Raw genomic sequence first — 7,778 nt, forward strand, 5'->3', positions numbered from 1 at the left:
CAGCTTTTTAAACCAATAATTTATCCATTTCTTGAATAAGAATCCTCTTATCTTCATTATTAATCAAGACTACAGCATTTCCTACTCCATAAGGTTTATAACGCTCTAAGAAGCTTTGATCTTTAAACAAACCAATTGTTTTTGTAGACGCAGCACAACTCAAATGCATCATACAAGAATCGGCTGCAATCACAAATTCGCAACTTTTCATCAACGCTGCAATTTCTCTCACATCTTTACTATAATAAGTAGGCAATCTATGATTTAACATCGAAATATTTTCGACAGGTAAAATTTCAATTAGATTATATTCTTGCGAATATTTTGGATAAAATAAATTATAAAATTCTATCCACCATTCCTCATCATAACATTTTACACCTGTTGCATACGTAAAAAACGCCAACGTTCTCTTTGAAGGATCTTGAATCAATTCATTTAACATTTCTACTCCTTTCAAAGATTCTTTCTCTGTTAGCTGAATATTTAGAGTTGGAATATCTAAATTCCCTTCTTTATTTTTAAATAATTCTATGAATTTTCTAAACAGATAAACTGGATATTGCGCTTGATGAATATGAATTTCTTGATTCGAATTCATTTCAAATTCATTTCCAAAAATTTTATACTTAGAATTCGCAAAAGAAGTTGAAAGTCGTCCTGAAGATGAATTTTTATCAACATTAATGACTAAATCGTAATTCTTTTTTTTGATTTTTAGCCAAACTTTAGCGTATTGAATCAATTCTTTGAAAGGTTTTTTAGGTAATTCAATAATTTGATCAACTTGAGGATAGTTCTCAAAAATAATCGGAGCAACCTTACCTTTTACAAATAAGTCAATTTTAACACCAGGATTATATCGGATAATTTCCTGAATCAAAGGTGTAATCAATAGAATATTTCCTAAACGCTGATTGGGTCTGTTTATCAGTACTCTATTAAGTTCAAGAGGTTTTTCTTTGTCTATCTTTGGCAAATTACCATCACCTATTCCTCCTGTTAATCGACGCATAATTGTACGACGAAAATGATTGACTGATTTTTTAAAATTCATTAAAAAGTGCTCGTTAAAAAAATACCTTTATTGTATTCTTATTTTTCCACGAAACTATGTAAACTATTGGTAATTACGAAATATTTTTTTCATAAAAAAAGATCTCTTATCGAGATCTTTAAATTATTTTGTTTTCGTAGGACGAACTTCTATTTTACTTGGCAAAACATTTGGATTCATTTTCAATAAATCAACTACCATTTGTCCTAAATCTTCGGGCTGAATTTTCCATCCATCCTCCGAATTTGGCACATGATCATTAAAGTTTGAAGTCACAGAACCAGGCATAATCGTTGTACATTTGATATCATAATTTCTCAAATCTAACATCGCTGCTTGGGTAAAACCGACAACGCCAAATTTCGAAGCATTGTAACCCGCTCCATTCGCAAAGAAATTTGTTCCCGCCAAAGAAGCAATCGAAATATAATATCCTTTCGAAACTTTTAGTGCTTCAACAGACGCTTTTATTGTATGAAAAACTCCTGTCAGGTTAGTATCAATCATCGCATTCCAATCTTCTAAAGAAAGTTCATCAACTGGCGCAAATTTTCCTAAACCAGCATTTGCAATCACAATATCCAAACGTCCAAACGCAGAAATAATTTGCTCAATTGCATTTTGTTCATCTTCGAAATGTCTCACATCCGACTGAATAGCCAATACATTTTGATTTCCTAAATAATGACGAGCTTTTTCAACATCATCAATGTTTCGTCCAGAAATTGCCACTTTCAAACCATTTTCTACCAATGATTTTGCAATTCCTAATCCAATTCCTTTTGTTCCCCCCGTTATATAAGCTACTTTACCTTCTATATTTTGCATAATTATTTTAGTTTTATTTTTGGTTCAGCCAATTCCATTTACCATCTTTTCGGTAAATAAATCCGCCTTCTTTTGCGTTATCTTGATGCACATAAATCGCATCATAATCTAAAGTTACGATTTCATTTTTAGAAACTCCATTTAAATTTCGTTTCACTCCATCTTTATAATTCGAATAAAGTGGCGTTCCTTTTGGAATCATCATCAACGTTCCGAAATCATAATTTGTAATTTTGAACGGATCTTTTGCTCCTCCCAAACCATAAATTTGACTTCCTTTTTTCATATTATTCACAATAAATAAACGGATATTTCCTTTTGTATCAATCATTCTATATAAATAATCCACCACACCGTCACCAAAAAAGTCGCCTTTAATTGCGAAGCATTTGTAAGCTGTTGCTAAATAAAATTCGCTAAAAGCTGGGTGCGTAGAAATTTCTGTTTCGAATTGATTGACAAAATTTTGTTGTGTGATTAAATAACCACTAAACGCATACAAATCGCCTTGAGCAGAAGAATCATTAACTCCTTCATCCAAAATTAATTTAGACGAGCTAACATCTAATTTCACCCAGTTTCCACTTTTTGCTTTCCCATTATCTTTAATTGCAAACGCTTCACCTTTTTCTGAAATTTTAACAGGATATCCATACGGAATTTTACCAATTCGTTTTCCATTCGGACTTGTTCTAACTGTCAATCCTTCTTGCGCTATAACTTGATAAATTTCTTGTGAAAACACAATAGAACTCATCATCAAAATGAATCCAACAACTATTTTTTTCATGATGTAAAATTAAAAAGCTTCAAGTAATCTTGAAGCTTTTATATGAACTATTTTAAATTAAAATTTATCAAGAATTCTTAGTCTTTTTATTTTCTTTTACAATTCGATAAGCGATGTAAAGGAAGATCAACCAAACTGGAATTAATTCTACTGAAATTTTAAGTCCTGTAAACCACATAATCACTAAAATTCCAAATAAGAAAATTAGACAAATATAATTACTGATAGGATACAAGAAAGATGGAAATAATGTTTTTGTATTCTCCAAATTCTTTTGTTTTCGGTATTTAAGATGTGTTATCGAAATCATAATCCAGTTAATTACCAACGAAGAAACCACTAAAGACATCAATACATGAAATGCATCTTCTGGAATTATTTTATTAATTAAAATACAAATTGCTGCGAAAAAAGATGAAACTAAAATCGCCATAACAGGGACGTGATTTTTGTTTAATTTTTTTAAGAATTTAGGCGCATTTCCTTGTTCTGCCAAACCATATAACATTCTACTATTACTGTAAACAGAGCTATTGTAAACTGATAAAGCAGCCGTCAAAACAATAATGTTTAGTGCATTGGCAATTAATCTTGAAAAATCAATTGTGTTACCAAAAATATTTAGTTTCAAATGATTCAAATTCTCAAAAACCATTACAAAAGGACTACTTTTATCCGTAATCGTTTCCCAAGGAGCTAACGAAAATAAGATAATTAATGCTCCAACATAGAAGATTAAAATTCTATAAATTACTTGATTGGTTGCTTTTGGAATTGTTTTTTCTGGATTTTTAGCTTCAGCAGCTGTGATGCCAATCAATTCTAAACCTCCAAAAGAAAACATAATAAGAGCCATTGCGGCGAATAATCCACTAAAACCGCCTTCGCTATTACCAGATAACCAACCTTTTGGAAAAAAACCTCCGTTGTTCCAAAGATTTTGTATTGTTGCTTGTTCACCTCCAGTTCCGCTTATTAATAAGTAAGCTCCGAAGATTATCATAGCAATAATGGCAATTACTTTGATGATAGAAAACCAAAATTCAGCTTCACCAAACATTTTTACTGAGCCTAAATTCAATGCGTTAATCACAATAAAAAAGAACAAACTCGACGCCCATAATGGAATTTCTGGCCACCAAAATTGTACATAAATTCCGATTGCAGTCAATTCGGACATACTTACTAAAACGTAAAGAATCCAATAATTCCAACCAGAAGCAAATCCAGCAAAAGATCCCCAATATTTATATGCAAAATGACTAAAGCTTCCTGAAACAGGCTCGTTAACAACCATTTCTCCTAATTGGCGCATAATAAAAAAGGCTATAATTCCTGCAATTGCATATCCCAAAATAACAGATGGTCCAGCTAAAACAGCAGCAGGTCCAATTCCTAAAAACAAACCAGTTCCAATCGCGCCACCTAAAGCAATCAATTGAATATGTCGGTTAGTAAGGCCTCTTTGTAATTCTTTTTCTTCAGTATTATTTATTTGACTCACGTGTGATGTATTAATTTGTTAAATATATGTAAAAACTATTTTCTAAAAGAACAATTTGAAGAATTGTCTTGTTTGAATTAATATAAAGAAAATGCTTTAATAATAAATTTTATTCATGTTAAATCGTATAAAATAAAAGAAAGTATTCAACTAAATTCCTAATTTTATAAAAATCAATCTTATGAAAAAATTATTTTTCACTTTTTTACTGACATTATTTACCTCTGTTCAGCTTTTTGCAGATGGACCTTTTTTATATTCTTTACCTTTTGGTTCGAGAGTTTATCCTGATGAAACGATCTTAGAAAAAACGAAAGAAAAAGGAATTGATTATTCTACTTTCGAAAAATATATGTTGGATAATAATATAGAATTAGGCAAAAAAGTTGGGCTTCTTTCTGAACTCGAAGTTTATTTTGTGGTGAATGATAATCAAAAATCATATTTTGTTGATTATAAAGAGAAATTTAAAAAGTCAGTTGGAAAGAAATTTGGAACTAAAACTCCAATCAATGAACGATTTTTAATTGCGTTGATGGATGATTACGATATAGAATCTCCTAAAGTAGAAGTATATCAAAAATTTGTTGATGAAAATCCTCAAAGTAAAACGATGCAATTTGTGAATATTTTTGCTTATAATTTTAATCTTATTTGGGATGATGATAAAAAAGATTATTCTTCTATGAATGATTTTATAGAAAAATATCAAGATAATTGTTTGCAAAATTTTGAGAGTTTTAACAACGATACTTCTGCCGATATTTTTTCTGAATTTGAAGAGATTATTGCGTTAGGATACAATTGCGATTATGCTTTGAATGTCTTGCTCCTGCAAATAATCGATTGAATATTCTGAATCAAAAAACAGGATTTACTTTAAATAAAATTGCAAATGCAGAACCAATTCCAAGAATGGTTGTGACGTCAAATGCTTCTCAAATTGGATTGTCGGCTTATGAATGGTTAGGTGAGGAAATGATGTTAATTTCAAGCTTGAAAATTTCGGATGAAGAGAAAACTCTTCTGAATTATTTTGCCGTAAATGAAACATACAATTATATCAATCATGTCAACAATCTATATGTTTTATTTGAAGCGATTCAGAAAATGCCCTCACAATTAGCGAAATCTGCGAATAATAAATCTGTTGAAAAAATTGCTGCAAAAGATAATTGGAAGAAAATAAATCAATTGTATGATGTATTGAAAAAGAATTTTCAAAAAGAGAATGAAATAGCTGTAGATTCTAGCTCAAACCTTGATGATTTGCGTAATTTGATTTATTATTTGTATCTCAATCCAAAAGAATTGTCAAAAGTTTATCAAAACTAATTATAACCGAAATATTAAATTTTTTCAAAGACTTTAATTCGTAAATGTTGTAGATTTTATTTTAAATTTATCTTCTAAATAACAAAAAAATGAAATCAATTTATTTTCTTGGATTGGGAGCTTTAGGAGCAAAATATGCAGCGAGTTTTTATGAATATAATCCAGAAATTGTAAGTGTAATTGTAGATGAGGAGCGAAAAAATCGATACGAAAAATCGCAAATTTTTGTGAATGATAAAGCGTATGATTTTAATTATGTCACAAAAATCGAGGAGAATAATTATCCAGATTATATATTTTTAGTCGTTAAAAGTTCACATTTACAGCAAGCGATAGAAGATATGAAGCCTTTTGTTGGTGAAAACACAATGATTGTAAGTTTGATGAACGGAATTTCTTCTGAACGTGTTTTGGCAGATCATTTTGGATGGGATCGTGTGGTGAATGCAGTTGCATATATGGATGCTGTAAAAGTTGATAATCGCGTGACGTTTTCGAGTATAGGAAAAATTATTTTTGGGAAAATGGATTCAATTAATCATGATAAATTAGTCGATTTACATGAATTGATGAATGTTGCTGAAATTCCAAATCAATTATCGGATGATATTCAGAAAGCGCAGTGGGCGAAATATTTGGTAAATGTTGTCGGAAATCAATTGACGTTTTTGTTGGAGTTTCCATATGGACAATTTCGTACCAATCAACATCTCGAGGTTTTAATGGATATGATTTCTAATGAAGTTCTTGCAGTTGGGAATGCACATGGAGTTGCAATTGGTCAAGAAGAAGTGGATCGAATGAAATCTACGATGAAAATTGTGGATGAATTTGGTAAAACTTCGATGTTACAAGATCGCGAAGCAAAACGATATTCGGAAGTGGATGAATTTGCAGGCGAAATTATCAGTTTAGGAAAACAATATAATATTCCGACACCTTACAACGAGTTCATTTATAATATGGTAAAATCAATCGAAGAAACATATTAAAATAGTCATAAAGTCATTCAATTTTGGATGACTTTTTTATTTGAAATCAATCGCTTTTGGATAAGCAACTTTCTGAATAATATAAATCGATAGCATAAAAAATATACTCATGATTAATGTTGCAACAGGTAAATATTTTATCGAGTCAGAAGGTAAAATCATTGGTAAAATAACCATTGCAAAAGCAGGAGGTAAGCGTAAATCTGTTAATTTCAAAATAAACATTACGATAATCAAATCGATCAAGCCAATGATTAACCAATTATCAAGATAATGCATTGTTAAACAACCAGCCATTGTAGCCATGAACATTACAAGAATACGTTTTAGACGTACGGTTAATTTTAATGTTGGATTATTTAAAGATTCAAAAGAAATTACGATAATAGGTGGAATAGCAGAGAAATGTGCAAAACCGCTAAAATAACAAGCTGTAAACCAAACTACACATAATCCGATTAACCATCTGTTATGGCTTGTATAAATCATTGGAACCGCATTTTCAGTTGGTTTTAGTTTGAATATTTTTATTGATAGAAAAAGTAAAAAGACAAATAGAAATATCGCATATAGAAATACAAAAGATTCTGTATTTGTAACAATTGGTAATAATCCCGTAGCTAATGCTGGCGCAAGTTGACTTTTAAAAATTTTCAAGACAATTAACATTGCAACCAATACCAATGCTAATTTGAATGATAATATAATCGGTAAAAAATTAATCCCAAATCCTAAAATAGCAGTTATGGATGGAAGTAAAAAAATATGAAATGGTCGTTGTAGCCATTTATTTTCTCGAAACGTTAAAATTCCGACAGATAATGCAGCAACTTCTGGTAAAATAATTTCTTTATCATCATAAATCATTGCTGTTCCAATCATGATTAAAATAAATAGAAAAGCGACAGAGTATGAGACAAAAGATTCTTTATTACCTAAGATAGATTTCATGAAATAAATGTATAAAAAAAACCTTTGCAAATATACAAAGGTTTTTGTCGGGGTGGCAGGATTCGAACCTGCGACCTCCTGCTCCCAAAGCAGGCGCGATGACCGGGCTACGCTACACCCCGATTCGGTCATTCAAAAAAAATGCGGAGAGACAGGGACTCGAACCCTGGCATCGGTTTCCCGATGACAGATTAGCAATCTGCTCCATTACCGCTCTGGCACCTCTCCTGGTTTTTAATAAAACGTGTGATCCAGTCAGGATTCGAACCTGAGACCTACTGCTTAGAAGGCAGTTGCTCTATCCAGCTGAGCTACTGGACC

The 7,778-nt window shown here is 31.1% G+C and carries 8 protein-coding genes and 3 tRNA genes; 3 read left to right on the top strand and 8 right to left on the bottom strand.

Annotated features, from left to right (window positions below):
• Window positions 1-7: 7 nt before the first annotated feature.
• The 4 genes from B4L98_RS06595 to B4L98_RS06610 all read right to left on the bottom strand — a co-directional run bounded on the left by B4L98_RS06595 (window position 8) and on the right by B4L98_RS06610 (window position 4,179).
• Window positions 8-1,057 (bottom strand): glycosyltransferase family 9 protein, encoded by a 1,050-nt coding sequence (locus B4L98_RS06595; RefSeq protein ID WP_291077868.1) that lies wholly within the window; start codon window positions 1,055-1,057, stop codon window positions 8-10.
• Between the two features lie 123 nt (window positions 1,058-1,180).
• Window positions 1,181-1,885 carry an SDR family oxidoreductase gene (locus B4L98_RS06600; RefSeq protein WP_038330800.1) on the bottom strand — a complete coding sequence of 235 codons (705 nt, stop codon included), beginning with the start codon at window positions 1,883-1,885 and terminating at the stop codon, window positions 1,181-1,183.
• A 13-nt stretch (window positions 1,886-1,898) separates the two neighbouring features.
• Complete coding sequence (locus B4L98_RS06605) at window positions 1,899-2,675, bottom strand: hypothetical protein (protein ID WP_125349992.1); 777 nt, start codon at window positions 2,673-2,675, stop codon at window positions 1,899-1,901.
• A 67-nt stretch (window positions 2,676-2,742) separates the two neighbouring features.
• Complete coding sequence (locus B4L98_RS06610) at window positions 2,743-4,179, bottom strand: amino acid permease (RefSeq protein WP_371875724.1); 1,437 nt, start codon at window positions 4,177-4,179, stop codon at window positions 2,743-2,745.
• Between the two features lie 181 nt (window positions 4,180-4,360).
• Here B4L98_RS06610 and B4L98_RS06615 point away from each other — a divergent pair, with 181 nt between their 5' ends.
• From B4L98_RS06615 to B4L98_RS06625, 3 genes are all read left to right on the top strand, one after another.
• Window positions 4,361-5,029: a hypothetical protein gene (locus B4L98_RS06615; RefSeq protein WP_221855474.1), complete on the top strand. Its 669-nt coding sequence runs from the start codon at window positions 4,361-4,363 to the stop codon at window positions 5,027-5,029.
• A complete protein-coding gene (locus tag B4L98_RS06620; protein WP_221855472.1) occupies window positions 5,026-5,514 on the top strand; it encodes a hypothetical protein in 489 nt (162 codons plus the stop codon). Before B4L98_RS06615 ends, B4L98_RS06620 begins: the two co-directional genes overlap by 4 nt.
• A gap of 89 nt (window positions 5,515-5,603) precedes the next feature.
• Window positions 5,604-6,506 carry a ketopantoate reductase family protein gene (locus B4L98_RS06625; RefSeq protein WP_125349990.1) on the top strand — a complete coding sequence of 301 codons (903 nt, stop codon included), beginning with the start codon at window positions 5,604-5,606 and terminating at the stop codon, window positions 6,504-6,506.
• Between the two features lie 36 nt (window positions 6,507-6,542).
• Here B4L98_RS06625 and B4L98_RS06630 read toward each other — a convergent pair whose 3' ends face one another.
• From B4L98_RS06630 to B4L98_RS06645, 4 genes are all read right to left on the bottom strand, one after another.
• A complete protein-coding gene (locus B4L98_RS06630; protein ID WP_125349989.1) occupies window positions 6,543-7,457 on the bottom strand; it encodes a hypothetical protein in 915 nt (304 codons plus the stop codon).
• Between the two features lie 47 nt (window positions 7,458-7,504).
• Window positions 7,505-7,579, bottom strand: a tRNA-Pro gene (locus B4L98_RS06635).
• Between the two features lie 22 nt (window positions 7,580-7,601).
• A tRNA-Ser gene (locus B4L98_RS06640) sits at window positions 7,602-7,685 on the bottom strand.
• 19 nt (window positions 7,686-7,704) lie between these two features.
• A tRNA-Arg gene (locus tag B4L98_RS06645) sits at window positions 7,705-7,778 on the bottom strand.

This window comes from Empedobacter sp. UBA5528, from assembly GCF_002426075.1.
Lineage (GTDB): Bacteria > Bacteroidota > Bacteroidia > Flavobacteriales > Weeksellaceae > Empedobacter > Empedobacter falsenii_B.

Bases quoted from the DNA above. Each gene is read 5' to 3' on its own strand.
- B4L98_RS06595 (WP_291077868.1), bottom strand. From the start codon at position 1,057: ATGAATTTTAAAAAATCAGTCAATCATTTTCGTCGTACAATTATGCGT.
- B4L98_RS06600 (WP_038330800.1), bottom strand. From the start codon at position 1,885: ATGCAAAATATAGAAGGTAAAGTAGCTTATATAACGGGGGGAACAAAA.
- B4L98_RS06605 (WP_125349992.1), bottom strand. From the start codon at position 2,675: ATGAAAAAAATAGTTGTTGGATTCATTTTGATGATGAGTTCTATTGTG.
- B4L98_RS06615 (WP_221855474.1), top strand. From the start codon at position 4,361: ATGAAAAAATTATTTTTCACTTTTTTACTGACATTATTTACCTCTGTT.
- B4L98_RS06625 (WP_125349990.1), top strand. From the start codon at position 5,604: ATGAAATCAATTTATTTTCTTGGATTGGGAGCTTTAGGAGCAAAATAT.
- B4L98_RS06630 (WP_125349989.1), bottom strand. From the start codon at position 7,457: ATGAAATCTATCTTAGGTAATAAAGAATCTTTTGTCTCATACTCTGTC.